This is a genomic window from Clostridium sp. (assembly GCF_036639235.1).
Lineage (GTDB): Bacteria > Bacillota > Clostridia > Clostridiales > Caloramatoraceae > Clostridium_AB.
Window position 1 is genome coordinate 80,247 of the sequence record NZ_JAVWJB010000001.1, and the last position, 22,472, is coordinate 102,718.

Consider the following 22,472-nt stretch of genomic DNA (forward strand, 5'->3'; position numbering starts at 1 on the left):
GAAGGTGCACTTGATGAAATCAAAAGAAGAGCAGCTATGGTTGGTGCTAATGCAATAGTAGGTATTAAGATAGACTATGAAACACTTGGTCAATCAGGAATGCTTATGGTTACAGCATCAGGTACAGCGGTATACATTGATTAATATATGTATAATGTATTAATTTATTTTAAATCATAATAAAAAGTAAATTTTAAAGTACACTATAATGTAATAAAATAAATTTTTGGAGGTATTATTATGGACCCATCATTAATAGGTATGATAGCGATAGCTATAATTGGCTTAGTAGTTATTATTTCAATACTAACACTCGTTCCAGTAGGGCTTTGGATTTCAGCTATAGCTGCAAATGTTAAGGTTAGTTTATTTACACTTATTGGTATGAAGCTTCGTCGTGTACCACCAGCTAAAATAGTTAATCCTTTAATTAAGGCAGTTAAGGCTGGTGTAGAATCAAGTACAGATAAATTAGAAGCACACTACCTAGCAGGTGGTAATGTTGATAGAGTTGTTGATGCACTTATAGCATCACAAAGAGCTGGAATAACACTTAATTTTGAAAGAGCAGCAGCAATAGACCTTGCAGGTCGTGATGTGCTTCAAGCTGTACAAATGAGTGTTAACCCAAAGGTTATAGAAACTCCTAATGTATCAGCAGTTGCAAATGACGGTATTGAACTTATTGTTAAGGCAAGGATTACTGTAAGAGCTAATATAGATAGACTTGTAGGTGGAGCTGGTGAACAGACTATTCTTGCAAGGGTTGGAGAAGGAATTGTAACTACTGTTGGTAGTTCAAAGAGTCATAAGGAAGTTCTTGAGAACCCTGATAGGGTATCAGAAACAGTTCTTAATAAGGCACTAGACTCTGGAACAGCATTTGAAATTCTTTCAATAGATGTTGCAGATGTAGATATAGGACGTAATATTGGTGCACAGCTTCAAACAGACCAGGCAGAGGCTGATAAGAGAATAGCCCAGGCTAGAGCTGAAGAAAGACGTGTAATGGGTATTGCAAGGGAACAGGAAATGAAGGCTAAGGTTCAAGAAATGAGGGCTAAGGTTGTAGAATCTGAGGCTGAGGTTCCACTGGCACTTGCAGAGGCTTTAAGAAATGGCAAAATGAGTGCTATGGATTATTTTAATCTGAAAAATCTTATGGCAGATACAACAATGAGAGAGTCAATAGCTAAGGAAACTAGCTCAGTTGATGAGGAAACAGAAAATAATAAACCAGAGAAGTAGGTGAGGGTATGGACTTTACATTACTAGTGGTGATTATAGGTGTAGTTGGTTATTTATACGATATGTTCAGCAGTGCTGCTAAGGAAGGCGACAAAAAAGCAAGGCAGTATAAAGAGCAGCAACTATCAAGTTTAAAAGTAGACGAGTTTGATATTATGGATAGCCCCCCTATTCATATAGATACGGAAGTGAAAAAGAAAAAGAAGAAAAAATCGAAGATTAAAGAGGCTATAGATAAACCCTATAATAAGGAGAAGGTAGTCTATAATGAAAAGGTAGTAAAAACCCTTAACTACACAATAGGAAATGGTTATGCTGAGGATGATGCACCTCCTAAAAAGAGGGTGAAAAAGAATCCATTTAACTACACTAAAAATCCTATAGCAAATGCAGTAATTGCATCGGAGATACTTTCAAAACCTAAATGTAAAATATAATTAAAGCAGTATAGCATTAGCTATACTGCTTTGTTAGTTAGGGAATTTAATAAATTCTTCAATAGTAGTTTCTTGATCCAGCTTACTTACAACAATAATAACATCATTTTTTTCAAACTTAATATATGGTCCAGGTGAAATAATAGTTTGGTTATTACGAATTAAACCAATAACAGTACCACCAGTATGTTGCCAAAACATTGTCTCTGTAAGTGTCTTTCCAACTAAGTGTGAAGAAACAGGTATTTTAAACTCAAGTGGAGTTATAATTGGGCTTGATTGAAGTCTATTAGAGTAGTCTATTATCTTTGTTACAGTATTATAAGCTTCATTTTCTAGAAATCTTATGTCTTCAAATATACTTATTAGATTTTTTTTATATTTAATAAGGTTTCCAACAGAACTATGCTTATCAATAAACCTTATTGCATTTTCTTTGGAAATAATCTTGCTTCCAGATCCTTTAATGGTTTTTATTACACCTATATCTTCTAATACTTTAAGGCCCCTGCGAATAGTTTCAGGAGAAACATTGTATTTTCCAGCAAGTGAACTTCTACCACTTATAGTATCTCCTTCTTTCAAGGTGCCTGATTTAATAAGGTTTGCAATGTCTATAGCAATTCTTTGATATATAGGTGTTACTTCAAGTATACTCATAGTCCCTCCATGTATGGTTATATAGTTATACACTAATTATATACTAATAATTTAAAATATTCATCAGTATTTATATAGTTAGGAAAACATACAACCTTTGACTTTTTGACAAGTTGTATGTTAAGGTTATATACAACTTGTAATATTTCAGCAAGTTGGAGATTTTAAAGGGGGAATTATATGATAGAAATAAGGGATTTATGTAAAAGTTTTAAATTTCAAAATGTGCTTAATAATATTAATTTGAAAATTAATAAAGGTGAAATATTTGTTCTAGTTGGAGCAAGTGGGTGTGGTAAGACAACTATACTTAAGATGATAAATAAGCTTGAGACTCCAACGAGTGGAGATATCCTTATTAATGGTGAGAGTATATATATAAAAGATACAGTAAAACTAAGAAGAGGTATAGGATATGTAATACAGCAAACAGGACTCTTTCCTCATATGACGGTAAGAGAGAATATTGAGCTTGTATCAAAATTAGAAGGAAAAAGTCAAGATGATTTATATAATAAGACAATTGAGTTGTTAAATATGGTTGGATTAGATCCATACGAATATATGGATAGATATCCATCAGAGTTAAGCGGAGGTCAGCAACAAAGGGTTGGAGTTGCTAGAGCCTTTGCACTAGATGCAGATGTAATATTAATGGACGAGCCTTTCAGCGCATTAGACCCAATAACAAGATCAGAACTTCAAGACCAGCTTTTCTTTATTCAGCAAGAATTGAAAAAAACAATAATATTTGTAACTCATGATATGGATGAGGCAATAAAGCTTGCATCAAGAATGTGTATATTAAAAGAAGGAAAAATTCTTCAAATAGGAACTCCTTATGATATTCTTAGAAATCCACAAAGTAGTTATGTAGAAGACTTTGTTGGTCAAAATAGATTTTGGGCTGAACCAGAACTTATTAAGGCACGGGATATTATGATTACAGGAGTTGTAAAGGGAAGTCTTAACTATACTGTATTACAGGCTATCGATATTATGAGAGGTAAAAAGGTTGATACATTAGTAATTACTGATAAAAATAGTACTTATATAGGAATGGTAACACTTAAAGAGCTAAAAGGTATTTTTAATAAGGAACTTTTTATTAAGGATATTGTTATTAAAGATATTGAAGCAATAGATTCTAGTGAGATACTTACAAATATAATAAACAAATTTAACTCTAATAAAATTGGATGTCTTCCAGTTATACAAGACAATAAGATTCAGGGACTAATAACTAAGTCAACTCTTTTATCTGTATTAGCAAATCAATTAGATGAAGGAGGTAATTTAAATGAACTTAATTAACTCTTTTATAAGCAATATTGATCAAATAGGAAGTCTTTTTATTCAGCATATAGGACTAACACTTATAGCAGTAGTAATTGCAGTAATAGTTGGGGTCCCAATAGGAATATTAATTACCAAAAATGAAAAGCTATCTAAAAGTGTAATAATGGTTGCAAATACTGTTCAAGCAGTACCATCACTTGCCCTACTTGGGTTTTTAATTCCTCTATTAGGTATAGGTAGTGTACCAGCAATTGTAATGGTAGTGTTGTACTCACTTCTTCCAATTATAAAAAATACCTATACAGGTATAATGAGTATTTCACCTGATATAATAGAGTGTGCTAAGGGAATAGGACTTACTAATAATCAAATATTAAGAATGATTAAGATTCCATTAGCTATGCCAATTATTATGGCAGGTATTAGAATTGCTGCAGTTACTGCAGTAGGGCTTATGACTATAGCTGCATTTATAGGTGCAGGGGGACTTGGTTATCTTGTATTTACAGGAATACAAACAGTTGATAACAATTTAATACTTCAAGGTGCAATACCAGCTGCACTGCTAGCCCTTGCAATTGACTTTTTAGTTGCAAGGATTGAAAAGTGGGTTACACCAAGTGGTATAAAAGACTCTAAAGGAATTATCTCTAGAAAAAAGAAAATGGGCAAAAACACAAAAAGGGGTATATGTATAGTACTTGTTGTAGCTCTTATAGGAAGTGGGTTTGTATATTTTAATAAATCTAACAAGGAAGTAATAAGTATAGGTTCTAAGAACTTTACGGAGCAATTAATTTTAGGAAATATGTATGCTGACCTTGTAGAGGCACATACTGATTTAAGGGTAGATAGAAAGTTAAACCTTGGAGGAACAGATATTGCATTTAAAGCCCTTAATTCTGGAGAAATAGATATGTATGTAGATTATACAGGAACATACTTTATAAACGTTATGGACCAGGATATGATAAAGGATCCAGAGAAGCTTTATGATATTGTTAAGAAATCAGCTAAGGAAAAGCATAATATAGAAATATTAGACCCAATAGGATTTAATAATACCTATGGGATTGCTGTTAAGAGAGGGTTTGCAGAAAAGAATAACCTAAAAACAATAACGGATCTTAAGAAGTATTCTAAGGATTTAATAATATCCCCTACAATGGAATTTACAAATAGAGATGATGGTCTTAAGGGAATAGAAGAAACATATAACTTAAGATTTAATAAAGTTTTACCTGTAGATGGTGGACTTCGATATAAGGCATTAGAAAGTAATGAGTGTCAAGTAATTGACGCGTTTACAACAGATGGGCTTTTAAGAGCTTTTGATTTAGTTGTATTAGAAGATGATAAATTCTTCTTTCCAGATTATAGTGCTGTTCCATTTGTTAATGGAGAAAGTGCAAAAAGATATCCGGAGATTATAGAAGTATTTAATAAGTTATCTGGGATGATAGATGAAAAAACAATGATTGAACTAAATTATAAGGTAGATAAATTATCTGAAAAGCCTAAGGATGTAGCAAGACAATTCTTAGAGGAAAAAGGTTTAATATAGAAAAAAAGATCTCATTTTATTTTAAAATGAGATCTTTTTTTATCATATTTTAGTAAGGTTGATAAGTATAATATATTAGTATTTTATTTAGCACTATCTAAATAAAAAATATTTTCAGCTAAGCTGATATAGGGGGTAAAAAATTGAAAAAGTTAATTTCATTTTTTCTGGTATTAACCTTAACACTATCAATTGCAGTTATTTCTGTAGGTTGTTCTAGTACCAAAGAAACTGGTACTAAAGGTGAAGGGTATGAAATTGCACTTGTTACTGATGTTGGGGATATAGATGACAAGTCATTTAATCAGGGTGCATGGGAAGGCGTTGAAAAATACGCTAAGGATAATGGTAAAACATATAAGTATTATAAGCCGGTAGAAAAATCAGATACAGCCTATATTTCTTCAATAGATCAGGCTATTAAAGCTGGTGCTAAAATAGTTGTTTGTCCAGGATACTTATTTGAGGTTCCTGTATTTAAGAGTCAATCAAAGTATAAGGATGTTAAGTTTATAATACTTGATGGAGTTCCAAATGATGGAGTTAGAACCTCAGATAAGCAGCCAACATTTAAAACCGAGGAAAATACCCAAGCAATTCTTTATGCTGAAGAGGAAGCAGGATTCCTAGCAGGTTATGCTGCTGTTAAGGATGGTTACAAAAACCTTGGATTTATGGGTGGAGTTGCACTACCTGCTGTAGTTAAGTTTGGATATGGATATCTTCAAGGTGCAGATGTTGCAGCTAAGGAACTTGGTCTTAAAAAGGGAGATATTAAGGTAGATTACACATATGTGGGTAACTTTTTAGCAACTCCAGAGAATATGGCTAAGGCATCATCATGGTATAACGATGGTACAGAATTAATATTCGCTTGTGGTGGAGCTGTTGGTAACTCAGTTATGAAGGCAGCAGAAACAGCAGGAAAATCAGTTATTGGTGTTGACGTAGACCAAAGTGCAGAATCAAAAACAGTTATAACTTCAGCTATGAAAAACCTTAGAAAATCAGTTTATGACGCAGTAGATAGTCACTATAAAGGAAGCTTTATAGGTGGAAAGACTGTAGTTTTTGATGTAAAGGTTGAAGGAGTAGGACTTCCATTTGAAAACTCTAAGTTTAAAACTTTTAATAAGGAATCATATAACAGTATTTATGAAAAATTAGTTAAGGGAGAATTTAAGATTAAGAAGGATACAGATGCTAAGGATGTTTCAGAACTTAATTTAGAAATTGTTAATGTTAACCTTATAAAATAATAAAATGCAGGCTGCTTGAATATTCAGCAGCCTGCAACTTGTTAAGGTGAAAGGGGGGAATTTAAGTGGAATATATTATTGAAATGCTAAATATAACGAAAACTTTCCCTGGAATTATTGCAAATGATAATGTTACACTTCAACTTAAAAAGGGAGAAATACATGCACTTCTTGGGGAAAATGGTGCAGGTAAGTCTACTTTAATGAGTGTTTTATTTGGTATGTATAGCCAAGATAGTGGAGTTATAAAAATTAAGGGAAAAGAAGTAGTAATTAAGAATCCTAATGATGCTAATTCACTATCAATAGGAATGGTACATCAGCACTTTAAGTTAGTTAATAATTTTACGGTACTTGAAAATATAGTTCTTGGCATGGAAAGTACAAAGGGTATGGTACTTAAAATGGATGATGCTAGGAAAAAGGTATTAAATCTTAGTGAAAAATATAATCTTAAAATAGAACCAGATAAGAAAATAAGTGAAATTACAGTTGGTATGCAGCAAAGGGTTGAGATACTTAAAATGCTTTATAGGGATAATGAAATTCTTATATTTGATGAGCCGACTGCTGTTTTAACTCCACAGGAAATTGAAGAATTTATGAAAATACTTAAAAACTTAACAAGGGAAGGAAAGTCTATTATTTTCATAACCCATAAATTAAAAGAGATCAAGGCAGTAGCAGATAGATGCAGCGTTCTTAGAAAGGGCAAATACATAGGGACTATTATAGTTGAAAAGACTACTAAGGAAGAAATGTCAGAAATGATGGTTGGTAGAAAAGTAAATCTTAAAGCTAATAAGATAGATAAGACTCCAGGGAAAATAATTTTAAAAGTTAATAATATTTCACTTAAGGGACATGGGACAACTAAGAATAAATTAAATAATGTAAACTTTGAAGTAAAACAGGGGGAAATAGTAGCTATTGCAGGAATTGATGGTAATGGACAAAGAGAATTATCATATACATTAACTGGACTTCAAGTGCCAACTAGTGGGGAAATATTTTTAATAGATGAAAATATTACAAAGGCGTCTATTAGGGATAGATCTATTAGGGGAATTAGCTGCATTCCTGAGGATAGACATAAACATGGACTAATACTTCAATATACACTTGAGGAAAATTTTATACTTCAAAGCTATTACACTAATAAATTTCAAAGAAAAGGTTTTTTGAAGTTTAAGGAAATAGAATCCTATGGAAAGCATCTTATTGAGAAATATGATATAAGAAGTAGCCAAGGAGGAAAAACACTAGTTAAGAGCATGTCTGGTGGAAACCAGCAGAAGGCTATTTTGGCTAGGGAAATAGATAGAAATCCAAGGCTTTTAATAGCTATGCAGCCAACACGTGGACTTGATGTTGGTGCTATAGAGTATATCCATAAAGAACTTATAAGAAAAAGAGATGAAAACTGTGGAGTATTACTTATATCCCTTGAAATAGATGAGGTTATGAATATAGCAGATAGAATACTTGTTATATATGAAGGAGAGATAGTTGGTGAGGTTAATCCTAAAACCACAACCATAAATGAACTAGGACTATTAATGTCAGGGTCAAAGGGTGGTGAAATTAATGCTTAGGGTAGATAATATTCTTAATAGACGTGGAGTAAGCCTTGCTATTCCATCAATTATTGCTATTATTGCAGGAGTTATTTTTGGATTTATAATATTACTTATAACAAGTCCAACCCAGGCACTTGATGGATTAAAGAGCATTATAATTGGTGGATTTGAAGACGGTAGAACCGGAATAGGACAGGTTATATATTTATCCATTCCGGTTATAATGACAGGTCTATCTGTTGGGTTTGCATTTAAAACAGGACTTTTTAATATAGGTGCACCTGGTCAGTTTACAATAGGAGCATTTACAGCTGTGTATATTGGGATTAAGTGGACGTTCCTTCCACCATCTATCCACTGGATAGTAGCAATAATTGGGGCAATTATTGCAGGAGGAATATGGGGAAGTGTACCTGGAATACTTAAGGCCTATGCAAATGTAAATGAAGTACTTTCTTGTATTATGATGAACTATATAGGAATGTATCTTGTTAACCTTTTAATAACTAATAATATTTATGATCCAACTAAAAATCAAACACAGCAAATAACTGAAAATGCCTTAATACCAAAGGGATTTTTCTACAATCTATTTCCCTATGAGGGAGTTAATATAAGTATGGTTTTAGTAATAGGAATAGTTGCTATTGTTTATATAGTCCTTAATAAAACAACATTTGGCTATGAACTTAAGGCATGTGGATATAATAAGGATGCCACAAGCTATGCAGGAATAAATGCTAAGAGAAACATGGTTTTATCTATGACAATAGCAGGTGTTTTATCTGGTATTGGAGGGGCTATGCTATACCTATCAGGTTCAGGAAAGTATATGCAGGTTGTTGATATACTTTCTATTGAGGGGTTTAATGGTATACCAGTAGCATTACTTGGATTATCAAGTCCTATTGGAATACTATTTGCTGGTCTTTTTATTGGACATATAACAGTTGGTGGAATTAATCTACAGCTATTTGACTTTGTACCTGAAATTATAGATATAATCATAGCTTCAATTATTTACTTTAGTGCATTATCACTTCTTTTTAAGAATCTATTTGAGAAGGTAAGAAGTTTTAAGAAGAAGAAAAAGGAGGAGGGTGAATAATGGATACGTTTTATTTTATAGTTCAGCAAACAATGTTTTTTTCAATTCCCCTTCTTATAGTTGCACTTGGGGGAATGTTTTCAGAAAGGTCAGGGGTTGTTAACATAGCACTTGAGGGAATAATGGTTATGGGTGCATTTTTAGGAATATTTTTTATTAATATATTTCAAGATTCAATGTCAGGTCAGGGACTTTTAATATTTGCAATATTAATTTCAGGAATTGCTGGAATGGTATTTGCTGCTTTTCATGCATATGCATCAATTAACATGAAGGCGGACCAGATTATTAGTGGTACTGCACTTAATATGTTTGCACCTGCATTTGCTATATTTGTAGCAAGAATGATTCAAAATGTTCATCAAATACCATTTAATGATACATTCCACATAGATAGTATTCCGGTGCTTTCAAGTATACCTATAATAGGTGGAATGTTATTTGAAAATGTTTATATAACAACCTACCTAGGATTTGCAATATTTGTTTTAGCAGCATTTTTACTTTATAAAACAAGATTTGGACTTAGACTAAGATCCTGTGGAGAACATCCTCAAGCAGCAGATACTGTTGGAATAAATGTATTTAAAATAAGATATGCAGGGGTTTTAATATCAGGCTTTTTAGCAGGTGTTGGGGGACTTGTATTTGTAGTTCCAACATCAACTAACTTTAATGCAAGTGTTGCAGGATATGGATTCTTAGCACTTGCTGTATTAATTTTTGGTCAGTGGAATCCAAAGAGAATATTACTTGCAGCATTATTCTTTGGAATTATGAAGACATTTGCATCGACATATTCAGGAATATGGTTTTTAAGAAGTCTACCTATATCTAACGAAATATATAAAATGATTCCTTATATTGCAACCTTAATAGTCCTTACAGTATCATCTAAAACATTACAGGTACCAAAGGCATTAGGGGAGCCATATGATAAGGGAATGAGATAGGAGAAAGGAGCTACATTTTTATGTAGCTCCTTTTGGAGGGTGTGTATTATCTATTTTATTAAATCTATTATTTCTTCAATGCTCTTTGAGCCGAATTTAACGACTTCGTCATTGATAATAATAGCAGGAACACTCATAATCTTAAATTTCTTTCTAATATCTTTAAAGTCCATAACATCAACCATTTCAGTTTCTATGTTAGGATTTTCAATTGCAATTCTTTGAGTTGCAACTACAACATCTGGGCATAGGTGGCATGATTGTGAGATGCAAACCTTAATGTTAAGGTTTTTATCAATTGCCTTAATGCTTTCAATAGTAGCAGGGTTAAGATTTTGCGATGGTCCTGCTAGGTTGTAGATAGCTAGTATAAATGAATTAAGTTCATGTCCACCTGGAACACCATGGAACTTAACTCCACTGTAATCACCATTAGAATTTAGTAGTGATAATACTGGGAATTTATCAGCATGGATTTTTTCCTCAAATCCAGTATCTTCTCCCTTTTCATATGCTATAACCTCTAATTTATCTGATAGTGATGCAATATCTATAGCAAGGTCAAGTAGTTCAGTTGACTTTTCGTTTTCACCGTCTATAACTGTAGCTAAAGTAACCTTAGATTCAATTCTACTTAATACGTCCTTAAGCTGTGAACGTAGTTCATCTGTTAGTAAAGAGCTTTTTTTGTTAATATCAATGTTCATTTAAATCACTCCTTGTATAATTAAATTATTAAATACATATAAAAATGTTTACGTACTTAAGAATTTAATTATAAGCAGGGTAGAGGGTTACCCTGCTTATAAGGTATGGTACTAAGCGTTATCTAATTATAGTTTTCCAACTAGGTCTAGGCTTGGTGAAAGAGTTTCAGCTCCTGGTGACCATTTAGCTGGGCAAACTTGATCTCCATGTTCTGCTACGAATTGAGCTGCTTGAACCTTTCTTAGTAGTTCCTCTGCATTTCTTCCGATTCCGTTGTCATGAACTTCGTAAGCCTTGATTTCTCCGTCAGGGTTTACGATAAATGATCCTCTTAGTGCAAGACCTTCTTCTTCAATCATAACTTCGAAGTCACGAGTGATTGCTCCTGTTGGGTCTGCTAGCATTGGGTAGTTAATCTTTCCGATTGTTTCTGATGTATCAGCCCATGCCTTGTGTACAAAGTGCGTATCTGTTGATACTGAGTAAATTTCGCATCCAATTTCCTTGAACTTTTCATAGTTATCAGCAAGATCTCCTAGTTCTGTTGGGCAAACAAATGTAAAGTCTGCTGGGTAGAAGTAGAATACTGACCATTTTCCTTTTACGTCTGCAAGTGTTACTTCCTTAAACTCTCCTCCATGGTAAGCTTGAACCTTAAAATCAGATACTTTCTTATTAATTAGTGACATATTATCATCCTCCAAAAATCTTTTAATTTTAATTTTTTATTATTGTTTCGCTTTCGTTATTAAAGAATAACTTCTTGTAATTAATAATAATTCTTTTTTAATAATAAGTCAATAGTAATTTGAAAAAAATTATTAAATTATACCAATTTTATTTTGCTCATTTAAAATACTTATATTCATAAAGTAGATAAATAAAAAAGCCACTTAAAGGAAATCCCCTTAAGTAGCTTAAAATCAATAGTTTTAAAAATTATTATTTTAGGTTTTCTGGGTTAAGTGGTAGAAGTTCATCTACAACAAATAAGCCGTCTTTTCTAATTAGAACATCATCGAAATAAATTTCTCCTCCACCATATTCTGGTCTTTGGATAAATACAAGATCCCAGTGGATTGATGATTCATTTGAGTTGTTTGCTTCTTCATAACAGCTTCCTGGAGTTAAGTGGATTGATCCTGCAATCTTCTCATCAAATAATGTATCCTTCATAGGAGTTAGAATATATGGGTTAACTCCTATAGCAAATTCTCCAAGGTATCTAGCACCTTCGTCAGTATCAAATACCTTATTTATTCTCTCAGTATTATTAGCTGTAGCATTAATAATCTTACCATCTTTAAATTCAAGTCTTATGTTCTCGTAAGTGAATCCTTGATATACAGCAGGGGCATTGTAGCTAATAACACCATTAACTGATTCACGTACAGGTGCAGTAAATACTTCACCATCTGGAATATTCATCTCTCCTGCACACTTTATAGCGTTAATTCCCTTAATTGAAAATGATATATCAGTATCCTTACCAGTAATTCTAACCTTATCTGTTCTTTCCATAAGAGATACTAAGGCATCCATTGACTTAGACATTTTTGAGTAATCAAGGTTGCATACATCGAAGTAAAAGTCTTCAAATGCTTCTGTACTCATACTTGCAAGCTGTGCCATTGAAGCAGTTGGGTATCTAAGTACAACCCACTTAGTATTAGGTACTCTAATTTTACCGTGGACAGGTTCTGAAACATATGTATAGTATAGTGACATTCTATCTGATGGAACATCAGAAAGTTCAGTTATATTATCACCGCTTCTAAGTCCTATGTATGCGTCCATATCATTCATTCTTGCAGCTTCATACTTAGCCATCATTTCCATTTGTTCCTTAGTAGCTCCCATTAATAGGGCTCTATCTACTGACTTTTCTTTAATAGTTACAAATGGAATACCTCCTACTTCATAAGTAGCTTTAACTAGTTCCTTAACAAGAGGCTCTTCAAATCCAATAGTTTCTATAAGGATTTTCTCTCCCTTTTGTAGTCTACATGAGTAATTTATTAAGTTGTGTGCTAATTGTTTTATACGTTGGTCTACCATAAAATCACCTCTTCTTGTTTATTTAATAAAAATTATATCATAAATAATCATAGTTTAATAAAAGTAGTTAAACATAAGTAAAGATTTTTAAATATCTAACATATACATTATATAAAGAAATTTTTAGGGGTGAATTTGTGAAAAAGTTAAGGGGAATAGTAGGTATTATAATTGCTATTTTAATATGTATTCTTACCATAAATGTACTAAATATTGATTTTTACAAAAAAGAAAGTCCTAATTCTCTTCAGGTAATGAATGGTTACCAAAGTAAAATAGAGATTAAGGGACTGAAAAATCCATCAACAATGTGTTTTGATGAGGTTGGTAACCTATATATAGGAGAGAATACTAAGGAGGGCGGAAGGGTTTCTATTTACAAGCCTAATGGAGAAATTAAGGAGGTTGTAAAGGGACTTAACTCACCAATTGGATATCTATTGATTAATAAGGGAACATTATACATATCCCATAAGGGCAAGATATCTAAGTTCTCGGGGGGGAAATTAGTAGATATTATTAATAATCTACCAAGCTTTGGAGACTATCAAAATGCAGGAATAGCAATAGGAAGTGATAATATGCTTTATATTGCACAGCCAAGTGCTACAAATTCAGGAGTAGTTGGACTTGATAATTATAAGAATGGATGGCTTCGTGATAATCCACATCTTCATGATATACCTTTTAGTGAAATGGTTCTTAAGGGAAATAATTTTGTAACTAAGAATCCATTTACAGAGGATAAAAATGACGTAGCATATACTAATGGATTTATGCCTTTTAATACAAAGGGAAAGGTTAATGATATAGTTAAGCCAAACACAGTATCCAATGCAACAATATTAAGATCTAATTTAGATGGGTCATTTATAGAAACCTTTGCAATAGGGGTTAGAAACCCAAGAAACATTATTCCTATGAAGGATGGGACTATATTAGTAGGAGTTCAGGGAATGGAAAATAGAGGGTCAAGACCAGTAGCCGGTGGAGGAGACTATATATATAAAATAGACCATGGTGATTATGCTGGATGGCCAGATTATGAGGGTGGAATTGAAATATCAAGTAATAAGTTTAAGCCTGAAGGAAAAAACCAACCTCAAAGTCTTACCTATTCGGTAAAACCTGAGGTTGTAAAGCCACTAATTAAATTCGAAGGTAGTGGCAAAATAGGGTATATGGACTTATCGAAGGATGAGGATTTTGGGTTTAAAGGTCAATTAATAATCCCGTTTAAAAAGGGTGAGAAGGATGACGCTAAAATAATTGCCTATAATCCAAAGGATAATTCATCCCAAGAAATTATAGTAAACCGCGGCGGTGAGAAGACACTTGTTAGTCCTTCACAATGTTTATTTTCCCCTGCAGGTAATCTTTATATACTAGACTCGGGTAGTGGAATTATTGTTAAGGTTACCAAAAACACTCCAGAAGAAAAGGGAATTTTACCTAAGAATGTACCAATAGAATATGTGATTATTTCAGGTGCTGTAATACTTACACTTGTTATCTTCCTATTCATTAAATTTACAAGGGGCAAGAAAATCAAACAGAATAAATAAATTGTTATTATTTTCTTCATATAAAAAACATTCATAGGTGGTATAATACGAAAAAGTATTAATATAAGGACTGATTTAGTATGAAGACTATTGAAAAATCATACTCATTTGTTTTTAGAAATTTCTTAAGGGCAGTTAATCCCCTAAAGAAAAAAATAATAAAAACAGAATGTGAAATACACAGATTTATTAACTCACAGGCACTAAAGATAATAAAAAGTGATAGCTACTTAGAAGAGGCTGCATTTTTTAATGAATACTCATTTTTCATAGATGAGGGTTCAGTATGGGTAGATCAGGACTTTAAAAGCAGTAACCATTTTTATAATCCATATACAAGAAAGGGGTTATACGGAAATAGTAATGCTATGAGAGAATGTATACTTTATTACACGAAGGCACTTAATTATTTCCTTCGTGGAAACATTAAAAAATCAATGTTTTATTTAGGTGCTGTTAATCACCTAGTACAGGACATGGCAGTTCCACAGCATGTTAATGTTAAATTACTTGATAATCATAGAAAATATGAAGTATGGGTAATTGAAAATTACAAAAGTTACGATGAATTTAAAACAGAAAGTGGAGGAATATATTTAGAGTCTATTAAGGATTTTATAGACTCTAACAGTAAAACTGCACTTAAGGTATATGGAGAATATGAATCTCTAGATACGGTTCACGATAGATTCTATAATATTACAAAATCCCAAATAACACTTGCACAAAAAACTACAGCTGGGATAATGGTTAAGTTTTATAATGATATATCTAATATTAAGAAGGATACATTAGCAAGAAAATATCTAGAATAATAATCTGAGGCTACCTAAAATAATAAATTTAGGTAGCCATTTTTAAACATTGAGTAGGATTTTATTTACACCATCATATATATATACGGGTTATTATGTTCACAAATCCACTTAGAATAGAGATATAAATAAAGTTAAGACATACCATTACCTTTTTTTATTATTTTATTTATGTATAATAAGAGAAGGAGGGATGATAATGAGTAAATTAACTTGGAAACCAGGGACTATGCTTTACCCTGTACCTGCTGTTATGGTAAGTTGTAGACATAATAATATAGATAATATTATTACTATTGCCTGGGCAGGAACTATTTGTACAGACCCTGCTATGGTTTCTATATCAATTAGAAAAAATAGATATTCATATGACCTAATAAAGGAGTCAGGTGAATTTGTTATAAATATGCCAGGGGAGTCTATGGCGTTTGGGGCAGATTTTTGTGGGGTAAGATCAGGACGTGATATTGATAAGTTTACCCATCTTAACTTAACGAAGGTTCAAGGGACTAAGGTTAATGTTCCGATGATAAAGGAATGTCCTGTTAATATAGAGTGTAAACTTAAAGAGATTATAGAACTTGGGTCACATGATATGTTTTTAGCAGAGGTTATAGCAGTAAATGTAGATGAAAGTCTTATGGATGAAAATGACAAATTAAATCTAGATAGGGCGAATCTTATATGCTATAGTCACGGAGAATACTGTCTTGTGTCTAAACCTATCGGGAAATTCGGGTATTCAGTAAAAAAACCACCTAAAAAGGGGAAGAAAAAATAAAGGAGCATAGAGGCTTTTGAAGAAAATATACCTTATTAAGAATGAATAGGGGTGGTATTTTTGGCAAGAGCAGTTATTAACCTTAGAGATTTTGAATTTGATGGAAATATCCTAGATATCTCAACCAAGGGAAGCTGTATTGTACCTGAAATTATAGAGTCATATAATAAGGACAAAATAGAAAAGGAATTCCTAGAGTGTGAAGAGGAAATTGCATGTAGTGTATGCGGATATAATAGTGCAGCTGCAATTTTATCATTTAATAGAATAATGGGAAGAAAACGACTTGAAAAAATACTACTAGAAATAAAAAAGACCTTAACAAAAAATGGTAAGATTGTAATATGTGACCTTAATGTAGGTCCTTTTAACATGCCAAGACCTTATACTATTATGCTTAAGCTCCCGGGGGAGAAGATTATGAAAATGAAGTATAATCTATCCTTAAATCCATTTAGGGTTAGGTATAAAGAGGTTTTAGAAAGCCTTAATAAATGCGGGTTTGCAGTGATTAAGAAAAGGGTAGATAAGGGGGTATATTACATTCAGTGCCAAAGGTCTGAGGAGGCTAAAAATGAAGGTAATATTAGCATCACTTAATTCTAAATATGTTCATTCTAACTTGGCAATAAGATATATTAAGGCCTTTGGAAAAAACTATAAGATAGACTTATTTGAAGCAACTATAAACGAAAACCCTATGGATATAGCGATTAAGATATACGAAGAGAATCCAAGTGTCATAGGGTTTTCATGTTATATTTGGAATATAGACCACACATTAAAAGTATGTAGCATACTTAAGAACTTTAATCAAAATATAAAGATTATTCTTGGAGGACCTGAGGTTACTTACAATCCATATGAATACCTAGATAAGTATGATTATGTGGATTTTGTAATTGCAGGTGAGGGAGAAATAAGTTTTAACCTACTTTTGAAGCATATAGACGGTAAAATAGATGCAGGAAGCATTGAAGGTGTTTACTTTAGGGAAGATGGAGCTATTAAGGGACGTGAAAATTCAGTAATAGAACCACTAGATGTATTAGACTTCCCGTATAAGGACATAAATGATTTGCCTGATAAGATTGTTTATTATGAGGCATCAAGGGGATGCCCATTTAGCTGTAAATACTGTTTAAGTTCTGTTATTAGGGGGATAAGATTCTTTCCACTTGGTAGAGTACTTGATGAATTACAGTTTTTTATAGATAATAATGTACCTTTAGTTAAGTTTGTAGATAGAACATTTAATGCTAACAAAAGATTTGCTATTGGTATATGGAAATATCTAATTGAAAAAAGTCCTAAAACAGTATTCCACTTTGAGATTGCAGCTGATCTTTTAGATGAGGAGTCTCTTGAGGTTCTAAAAACTGCACCGGAAGGACTTTTCCAATTTGAAATAGGTGTTCAAAGTACAAACCCTCAAATACTAAAAAATATTAACAGGGTTATGAAGTTTGACAAGGTAAGTGCAAATGTTGAAGCTGTGCTTAACATGGGTAACATTCAATGTCACCTAGACCTTATTGCAGGACTTCCTGATGAGGATGTTAAGTCATTTAAGAACTCATTTAATCAATGTATGGAGATTATGCCTAGTGTACTTCAACTTGGATTCTTAAAAATACTCAAGGGTTCTCCTATGGAGAGGGAAGCTAAAAAGTATAAAATGAAATGGTGTAGTTTCCCTCCGTATCAAATAATATCCACTTCAACAATGTCAGCTGAGGATATTATAGACCTTATGGAAGTGGAAAAGGTTTTTGAAGTATTTTATAACAGTCGAATATTCGAAAAAACAATGCAGTATGCAATTGAAAGTATATATGATAAGTTTACATTCTTCTGTGAATTTAAAGAGTTTCTTAAGGAAAGGGAATTCTTTAGTAGAAGTATGAATCTTAAGGATAGATTTATGCTTCTGTATGACTTTTTATCACTTGAATATGAAGATGTATTGATAAGGGATCTTTTAACAGCAGATTATTTACTTAACACTAAAAAGCCAAATCTTCCAGAACCTTTTATTAAGGAAAATGAAAAGGGTCTACGTGATATACTTCACGAAAATGAAGAAAAATTAGAAAAGGCTTTCATAAAATTTGAATACAAGAGATTGTTCCCAATTTCAACTTCTATTAAGGTTACAAGGGAAAGTGGAAGATACTCCTACGAAAAAGGGGAGTTTGTTCTTATTGTAGATTTTGAAAGTGGACATTTCACATATATTTAACAAAAAAACATGTTCTAAAATTTGTGAAAAATGAATAAAATGTATTGACAAGCCTTCAAGGTAGAATTATAATAATATAAAATTTGGTAATACAAAAACTGTGAGGGAGACAATAGTGTCTAGGATGGTAACTACAGAGAGCCAACAACTGCTGAAAGTTGGTGTTAACATGGACATGAATAATCACTCCTGAGTTTTCCTACTGAAAATTACAGTAAGTAGGAACGTCTATCAGCGTTACATGATAAGGATTGCAAAGCATTTTGTTTTAAGATCTTAATTAAGCAGGTAGATTTGTCTACAAATAAGGTGGTACCGCGAAGTTCCTTCGTCCTTATAACATTAGTTATATGGCGAAGGTTTTTTTATTATCAAATAAAGGGAAAAGTATGGTGATTTTATGGGGAAAGCAGTAAAGGTTAATTTTAACCAAGGCATGGACAGTATGGTTAGAGTACTAAACTACTTTAGAAGAAAAGAAATAGAGGTATTATCAATAGACATGAAAATGCTATCAAAATCAGATCTTGAGGCTATGATTTCATTTGATAACTCTATGGAGGATGAAAGAATCCTTAGTCATTTTGAAAAGCTTTACGACGTAAAAAGTATAGAACTTGTATAAATAAAAGGGGGAAGAAATTATGAGAAGTAATTTAGCTAAATCAGGTATAACAAAGGCACCACACAGATCATTATTTAAGGCATCAGGACTTACAGATGAGGAGATTAATAAGCCATTAATAGGTGTTGTTAATTCATTTAATGAAATCGTTCCAGGACATGTTGAGCTTCGCCAAATAACAGAATGTGTTAAGAGAGGGGTTTTAATGGAGGGAGGTACTCCATTAGAGTTTCCAGCTATTGCAGTATGTGACGGAATCGCAATGAACCATGATGGAATGAAGTATTCACTAGTTAGCCGTGAACTTATTGCAGATAGTATAGAGGTTATGACTAAGGCACACAGCCTTGATGGACTTGTACTTATTCCAAGCTGTGACAAGGTAGTTCCAGGAATGCTGATGGCAGCAGCAAGACTTGATATTCCTTGTATTGTAGTTAGTGGAGGGCCAATGCTTGCAGGTGACTTTAATGGGGAAAAAGTTGACCTATCAACAGTATTTGAGGCAGTAGGTAAGGTATCAGCAGGAAGCATGACAGAGGGTGAATTATGCGATCTTGAAAATAGTGCATGTCCAACTTGTGGTTCATGCTCAGGTATGTTTACAGCTAATTCAATGGCATGTATGAGTGAGGTTCTTGGAATGGCACTAGACGGAAATGCTACAATTCCAGCAGTATTCTCAGAGAGAAAGAGACTTGCAAAAAGAACTGGTATGAAGATTATGAAATTAGTTAACGAGGGAATTAACGCAAGAAGTATTATGACAGATGATGCATTCCATAATGCTCTATCAGTTGATATGGCACTAGGATGCTCAACAAATACGGTTCTTCACCTAACTGCAATTGCTAATGAGGCAGGGGTTGAAATGAACCTTGATAAGATAAATGAAATAAGTAAGGTAACACCTAATCTATGTAAGCTATCACCAGCAGGGCCTTACCACATGGAAGACCTATATAAGGCTGGAGGAGTACTTGCAGTTGCTAAGGAGCTTGCAAAGAAGAATCTTCTTAAAACAGATGCTTTAACTTGTACAGGTCAAACACTTGGAGAGGTTTTAGAAACTAAGGAAAGAAGAGGAGATAAGGTTATTGCAAGTATAGAAAGTCCTTATGGACAAACAGGTGGAATTAAGGTTCTGCGTGGTAACCTTGCAGTAGATGGTGCGGTTGTAAAGCAGTCAGCAGTAGTTAAAGAAATGCTTAAGGTAACAGCAAATGCTAAGGTTTACAATTCAGAAGAAGAGTCAGTTGAGGCTATCTTAAAGGGAGAAATAGAAGCTGGTGATGTTGTTGTTATAAGATATGAAGGTCCTAAGGGAGGCCCTGGTATGAGGGAAATGCTTACACCAACTGCAGCACTAGCTGGTAGAGGTCTTGGAAGTAGTGTATCACTTATAACTGATGGTAGATTCTCAGGAGCTACAAGGGGAGCGGCTATAGGACACGTTTCACCAGAGGCAGCTGAAGGTGGAGTTATAGGAGTTGTTCAAAACGGAGATAAAATTGAAATAGATATTCCAAATGGAATACTTAACTTATTAGTTAGTGAAGAAGAAATTAATGAAAGAATGAAAAATAGAGAAGTAAAAGTAAAACCTTTATCAGGATACCTAAAGAAATACGCAAAAATAGTAAGTTCAGCAGCACAAGGGGCTATATGCGAATAGGAGGTAGAGATGAAAGGTTCACAACTACTACTAAAATGTCTTAAGCATCAAGGGGTAGATACGGTATTTGGATACCCTGGTGGAAGTGTTATTCCACTTTATGATGCATTATATGAAGATGGAACATTTAATCATATAAGAACTGCACACGAACAGGGTGCAACACATGCAGCAGATGGATATGCTAGAAGTACAGGTAAGGTAGGAGTTTGTATAGTAACTTCAGGTCCTGGTGCTACTAATACAATTACTGGTATTGCAACTGCTTATATGGATTCAGCTCCAATGGTTATTATATCAGGGCAGGTTACACGAGAGTTACTTGGTAAGGATTCATTTCAGGAAGTTGATATAACGGGTATGACATTCTCAATTACTAAGCATAACTTTATAGTAAGGTCACCTGAGGATCTTCCGAGTATTGTTGCTAAAGCATTCAGCATTGCAGTTGATGGAAGACCAGGACCAGTGCTTATAGATATACCAAAGGATATTTTTACATCAGATGTTGATGAAAATATAAATATAGAATTTTCATATGATGAGGAAAAAAAGCTAGCAAATAGTAGCGATATTAAGGCAGTAATAGACGCTATTAACAGTAGTAAAAAGCCTCTTATATATGCAGGTGGTGGAGTTAAAAAGTCAGGGGTTAGTTCCCTTTTAACTACACTAGCACAGAAGATAGATGCACCTGTTGTAAGTACTGTTATGGGGCTTGGTGCAATAGATAGAAATCATGAATTATCCCTTGGAATGGTTGGTATGCATGGCAGCCTTGAAAGTAACCTTGCTGTAAGTAAGTGCGATCTACTTATAGGAATAGGAGCAAGATTTAGTGATAGGGTTATTGGTGATGCTACTAAGTTTGCAACTAATGCAAAAGTTATTCACATGGACATAGATTCTAGTGAAATAAGCAAGAACATACCTTCAAGTATATCAGCAGTAGGGTGTCTTAATAATACACTTGAGAAGGTTATTGAAGGCATTAGTAAGAAGCAGCTGGATTCATGGAAAAGTGAAATACAAGGATATAAAGAAAAAGAAAAATTAGAGGATGAATTTCATCCAGTTAAAATTATTGAGGAGTTTAATAAAAAGTTCAAAGATGCATTTGTTGCAACTGATGTTGGGCAGCATCAGATGTGGACAGCACAGCATTTTAAATTTAAGTTTCCAAATAGCTTTATAACAAGTGGTGGACTTGGAACCATGGGGTTTGGTCTAGGCGCTGCAATTGGAGCAAAGGTTGGAAATATGGACAAGGACGTATTACTTGTAACAGGTGACGGAAGCTTTAGAATGAACTGTAATGAGATGTTTACTATAGCTAGATATAATATTCCAGTAATTATTTTACTGCTTAATAATTCAGCCCTTGGTATGGTACGTCAATGGCAAAAAATGTTCTTTAACGAAAGATATTCTCAAACAGATATAGATAATAATGTAGACTATGTTAAGTTTTCAAAGGCCTTTGGAGTAAATAGCTTTAGAGCTACTAATATGGATGAACTTAAGAGTATATTATCAGTAGATGATAACTTTAAAGGACCTGTATTAATAGAGTGCAGAGTAGGAATGGACGAAAATGTTCTACCTATAGTTCCTCCAGGAAAACCAATAGAAAATCCTATACTTAACTGGTAGTATCTACATATAATTTAGGGGGTTTTTATCATGAAATGTGAAGTATTAAACTATGAAGACAGCTACGTTAATTTTGATGATGTAATAAGAGCGAAAAAGGTATTAAACGGTGTAGTTAACGCTACAAACCTAATATATAGTATGGACTTTAGTAAAGAATATAGTAACGAGGTTTATATAAAGCCAGAAAACCTACAGGTTACAGGTTCTTTTAAAATAAGAGGTGCATATAACAAAATATA

Annotated in this window: 21 protein-coding genes, 1 pseudogene and 1 other annotated feature; of the genes and pseudogenes, 18 read left to right on the plus strand and 4 right to left on the minus strand. The window is 33.2% G+C overall.

Annotation, left to right across the window (positions count from 1 at the left end):
* The 3 genes from RR539_RS00420 to RR539_RS00430 form a co-directional block, all read left to right on the plus strand.
* The coding region (locus RR539_RS00420; protein ID WP_332483454.1) for a heavy metal-binding domain-containing protein at window positions 1-144 on the plus strand (144 nt) is incomplete at its 5' end.
* 117 nt (window positions 145-261) lie between these two features.
* On the plus strand, window positions 262-1,248 hold the full coding sequence (floA, locus tag RR539_RS00425; protein ID WP_442878372.1) for a flotillin-like protein FloA: 987 nt from the start codon (window positions 262-264) through the stop codon (window positions 1,246-1,248).
* Between the two features lie 8 nt (window positions 1,249-1,256).
* Window positions 1,257-1,685 carry a hypothetical protein gene (locus RR539_RS00430; protein WP_332500157.1) on the plus strand — a complete coding sequence of 143 codons (429 nt, stop codon included), beginning with the start codon at window positions 1,257-1,259 and terminating at the stop codon, window positions 1,683-1,685.
* A gap of 33 nt (window positions 1,686-1,718) precedes the next feature.
* On the opposite strand, the gene RR539_RS00435 is transcribed toward RR539_RS00430, so the two are convergent.
* Window positions 1,719-2,345 carry a TrkA C-terminal domain-containing protein gene (locus RR539_RS00435; RefSeq protein WP_332473881.1) on the minus strand — a complete coding sequence of 209 codons (627 nt, stop codon included), beginning with the start codon at window positions 2,343-2,345 and terminating at the stop codon, window positions 1,719-1,721.
* Window positions 2,346-2,525: 180 nt separating this feature from the next.
* Between RR539_RS00435 and RR539_RS00440 the strand changes: the two genes are divergently transcribed.
* From RR539_RS00440 to RR539_RS00465, 6 genes are all read left to right on the plus strand, one after another.
* The gene (locus RR539_RS00440; RefSeq protein ID WP_332473882.1) at window positions 2,526-3,659 is read left to right on the plus strand and encodes an ABC transporter ATP-binding protein; all 1,134 of its coding nucleotides are present in this window, start codon (window positions 2,526-2,528) and stop codon (window positions 3,657-3,659) included.
* Window positions 3,646-5,208, plus strand: coding sequence for an ABC transporter permease/substrate-binding protein (locus RR539_RS00445; protein ID WP_332473883.1), 1,563 nt, complete (start codon window positions 3,646-3,648; stop codon window positions 5,206-5,208). The genes RR539_RS00440 and RR539_RS00445 overlap by 14 nt, the downstream gene beginning before the upstream one ends.
* 143 nt (window positions 5,209-5,351) lie before the next feature.
* Window positions 5,352-6,467, plus strand: a complete 1,116-nt coding sequence (locus RR539_RS00450; RefSeq protein WP_442878369.1) for a BMP family lipoprotein — start codon at window positions 5,352-5,354, stop codon at window positions 6,465-6,467.
* A gap of 83 nt (window positions 6,468-6,550) precedes the next feature.
* Entirely contained in the window at window positions 6,551-8,062 is a 1,512-nt protein-coding gene (locus RR539_RS00455) for an ABC transporter ATP-binding protein (protein WP_442878373.1), read from the plus strand.
* Complete coding sequence (locus RR539_RS00460) at window positions 8,055-9,155, plus strand: ABC transporter permease (protein ID WP_332473885.1); 1,101 nt, start codon at window positions 8,055-8,057, stop codon at window positions 9,153-9,155. Before RR539_RS00455 ends, RR539_RS00460 begins: the two co-directional genes overlap by 8 nt.
* Window positions 9,155-10,108: an ABC transporter permease gene (locus tag RR539_RS00465; RefSeq protein WP_332473886.1), complete on the plus strand. Its 954-nt coding sequence runs from the start codon at window positions 9,155-9,157 to the stop codon at window positions 10,106-10,108. The genes RR539_RS00460 and RR539_RS00465 overlap by 1 nt, the downstream gene beginning before the upstream one ends.
* A gap of 50 nt (window positions 10,109-10,158) precedes the next feature.
* Here the strand turns inward: RR539_RS00465 and RR539_RS00470 are convergent, their stop codons facing one another.
* The 3 genes from RR539_RS00470 to RR539_RS00480 form a co-directional block, all read right to left on the minus strand.
* A complete protein-coding gene (locus RR539_RS00470; RefSeq protein WP_332473887.1) occupies window positions 10,159-10,815 on the minus strand; it encodes a thioredoxin family protein in 657 nt (218 codons plus the stop codon).
* A gap of 126 nt (window positions 10,816-10,941) precedes the next feature.
* Window positions 10,942-11,505 carry an alkyl hydroperoxide reductase subunit C gene (gene ahpC / locus RR539_RS00475; RefSeq protein ID WP_332473888.1) on the minus strand — a complete coding sequence of 188 codons (564 nt, stop codon included), beginning with the start codon at window positions 11,503-11,505 and terminating at the stop codon, window positions 10,942-10,944.
* Between the two features lie 253 nt (window positions 11,506-11,758).
* Complete coding sequence (locus RR539_RS00480; RefSeq protein WP_332483452.1) at window positions 11,759-12,874, minus strand: aminopeptidase; 1,116 nt, start codon at window positions 12,872-12,874, stop codon at window positions 11,759-11,761.
* Window positions 12,875-13,011: 137 nt separating this feature from the next.
* Between RR539_RS00480 and RR539_RS00485 the strand changes: the two genes are divergently transcribed.
* The 9 genes and pseudogenes from RR539_RS00485 to RR539_RS00525 all read left to right on the plus strand — a co-directional run.
* Complete coding sequence (locus tag RR539_RS00485; RefSeq protein ID WP_332473890.1) at window positions 13,012-14,439, plus strand: hypothetical protein; 1,428 nt, start codon at window positions 13,012-13,014, stop codon at window positions 14,437-14,439.
* Window positions 14,440-14,519: 80 nt separating this feature from the next.
* Window positions 14,520-15,254, plus strand: coding sequence for a zinc dependent phospholipase C family protein (locus tag RR539_RS00490; protein ID WP_332473891.1), 735 nt, complete (start codon window positions 14,520-14,522; stop codon window positions 15,252-15,254).
* A gap of 199 nt (window positions 15,255-15,453) precedes the next feature.
* Window positions 15,454-16,035, plus strand: coding sequence for a flavin reductase family protein (locus tag RR539_RS00495; protein ID WP_332473892.1), 582 nt, complete (start codon window positions 15,454-15,456; stop codon window positions 16,033-16,035).
* Window positions 16,036-16,095: 60 nt separating this feature from the next.
* Window positions 16,096-16,635, plus strand: a complete 540-nt coding sequence (locus tag RR539_RS00500; protein WP_332474651.1) for a hypothetical protein — start codon at window positions 16,096-16,098, stop codon at window positions 16,633-16,635.
* Entirely contained in the window at window positions 16,610-18,277 is a 1,668-nt protein-coding gene (locus RR539_RS00505) for a B12-binding domain-containing radical SAM protein (protein WP_332474650.1), read from the plus strand. Before RR539_RS00500 ends, RR539_RS00505 begins: the two co-directional genes overlap by 26 nt.
* Window positions 18,278-18,368: 91 nt before the next feature.
* Window positions 18,369-18,616 (plus strand) — a binding site (T-box leader).
* A 61-nt stretch (window positions 18,617-18,677) separates the two neighbouring features.
* Window positions 18,678-18,902, plus strand: a complete 225-nt coding sequence (locus RR539_RS00510) for a hypothetical protein (protein ID WP_332474649.1) — start codon at window positions 18,678-18,680, stop codon at window positions 18,900-18,902.
* Between the two features lie 19 nt (window positions 18,903-18,921).
* The gene (gene ilvD / locus RR539_RS00515; protein WP_332474648.1) at window positions 18,922-20,577 is read left to right on the plus strand and encodes a dihydroxy-acid dehydratase; all 1,656 of its coding nucleotides are present in this window, start codon (window positions 18,922-18,924) and stop codon (window positions 20,575-20,577) included.
* 9 nt (window positions 20,578-20,586) lie between these two features.
* Window positions 20,587-22,230, plus strand: coding sequence for a biosynthetic-type acetolactate synthase large subunit (gene ilvB / locus RR539_RS00520; RefSeq protein WP_332474647.1), 1,644 nt, complete (start codon window positions 20,587-20,589; stop codon window positions 22,228-22,230).
* A gap of 30 nt (window positions 22,231-22,260) precedes the next feature.
* Window positions 22,261-22,472 (plus strand): annotated as a pseudogene (locus RR539_RS00525) (threonine ammonia-lyase); the annotation flags it as partial.

Coding starts and splice junctions, on each gene's coding strand:
- RR539_RS00455 (WP_442878373.1), top strand. CDS start 6,551: ATGCTAAATATAACGAAAACTTTCCCTGGAATTATTGCAAATGATAAT.
- RR539_RS00430 (WP_332500157.1), top strand. CDS start 1,257: ATGGACTTTACATTACTAGTGGTGATTATAGGTGTAGTTGGTTATTTA.
- RR539_RS00510 (WP_332474649.1), top strand. CDS start 18,678: ATGGGGAAAGCAGTAAAGGTTAATTTTAACCAAGGCATGGACAGTATG.
- RR539_RS00460 (WP_332473885.1), top strand. CDS start 8,055: ATGCTTAGGGTAGATAATATTCTTAATAGACGTGGAGTAAGCCTTGCT.
- ilvD (WP_332474648.1), top strand. CDS start 18,922: ATGAGAAGTAATTTAGCTAAATCAGGTATAACAAAGGCACCACACAGA.
- RR539_RS00495 (WP_332473892.1), top strand. CDS start 15,454: ATGAGTAAATTAACTTGGAAACCAGGGACTATGCTTTACCCTGTACCT.
- RR539_RS00465 (WP_332473886.1), top strand. CDS start 9,155: ATGGATACGTTTTATTTTATAGTTCAGCAAACAATGTTTTTTTCAATT.
- RR539_RS00445 (WP_332473883.1), top strand. CDS start 3,646: ATGAACTTAATTAACTCTTTTATAAGCAATATTGATCAAATAGGAAGT.
- RR539_RS00470 (WP_332473887.1), bottom strand. CDS start 10,815: ATGAACATTGATATTAACAAAAAAAGCTCTTTACTAACAGATGAACTA.
- RR539_RS00490 (WP_332473891.1), top strand. CDS start 14,520: ATGAAGACTATTGAAAAATCATACTCATTTGTTTTTAGAAATTTCTTA.
- floA (WP_442878372.1), top strand. CDS start 262: ATGATAGCGATAGCTATAATTGGCTTAGTAGTTATTATTTCAATACTA.
- ahpC (WP_332473888.1), bottom strand. CDS start 11,505: ATGTCACTAATTAATAAGAAAGTATCTGATTTTAAGGTTCAAGCTTAC.
- RR539_RS00480 (WP_332483452.1), bottom strand. CDS start 12,874: ATGGTAGACCAACGTATAAAACAATTAGCACACAACTTAATAAATTAC.
- RR539_RS00440 (WP_332473882.1), top strand. CDS start 2,526: ATGATAGAAATAAGGGATTTATGTAAAAGTTTTAAATTTCAAAATGTG.
- RR539_RS00435 (WP_332473881.1), bottom strand. CDS start 2,345: ATGAGTATACTTGAAGTAACACCTATATATCAAAGAATTGCTATAGAC.
- ilvB (WP_332474647.1), top strand. CDS start 20,587: ATGAAAGGTTCACAACTACTACTAAAATGTCTTAAGCATCAAGGGGTA.
- RR539_RS00505 (WP_332474650.1), top strand. CDS start 16,610: ATGAAGGTAATATTAGCATCACTTAATTCTAAATATGTTCATTCTAAC.